The sequence below is a fragment of the Psychrobacter sp. 4Dc genome, from assembly GCF_002836715.1.
In the GTDB taxonomy this organism is placed as follows: domain Bacteria; phylum Pseudomonadota; class Gammaproteobacteria; order Pseudomonadales; family Moraxellaceae; genus Psychrobacter.
Genome location: NZ_PJAT01000047.1, coordinates 1 through 465, shown reverse-complemented (window position 1 = coordinate 465; position 465 = coordinate 1). Strand labels below are relative to the sequence as shown.

The window sequence follows — 465 nt, the reverse complement described above, 5'->3', positions numbered from 1 at the left end:
TGCCCTGCAGTTCCAAAACCACCAATCATAATAGTGGCGCCATCTTTAATTTGGCTAAGTACATCCGTGATATTTTTTTCAGCTTTATTAATCATGTTTATGTCCTATACAAAAGTAATATTAGGTATTGCGAGACTTAAGTTCTATGCATCTTCTTTTTGCTTATGAAAATAAAGGTAATAAGCGTTTTTTACTTAAAATATAGTAAGCAACCATGCCGATAAGAATGCCCCAAAAAACAGAGCTTAGTCCTAGAAAGCTCATACCAGATGCTGTTGCTAAAAAAGTGATTAGCGCTGCATCTCTTTGAGAGTCATCTTTCATTGCTATAGTAATGTTGGTAGAAATAGCACCGATAAGTGCAAGACCGGCTAATGCTGCAACTAGCTCTTTGGGCAGCAAGCTAAATACCATCACGATGCTACCGGCAAGTAGTCCCCCTAATAGATAAAAAATACCGTTTGC

The 465-nt window shown here is 37.6% G+C and carries 1 protein-coding gene and 1 pseudogene; both read right to left on the bottom strand.

Translation table 11 applies throughout. The features are described 5' to 3' along the window. A pseudogene (locus CXF61_RS02490) lies at positions 1-95 on the bottom strand (CoA-transferase); the annotation flags it as partial. 67 nt (positions 96-162) lie between these two features. Next, positions 163-465 (bottom strand): benzoate/H(+) symporter BenE family transporter (locus CXF61_RS02485; protein WP_193834165.1); only part of this gene is annotated, 303 nt, incomplete at its 5' end.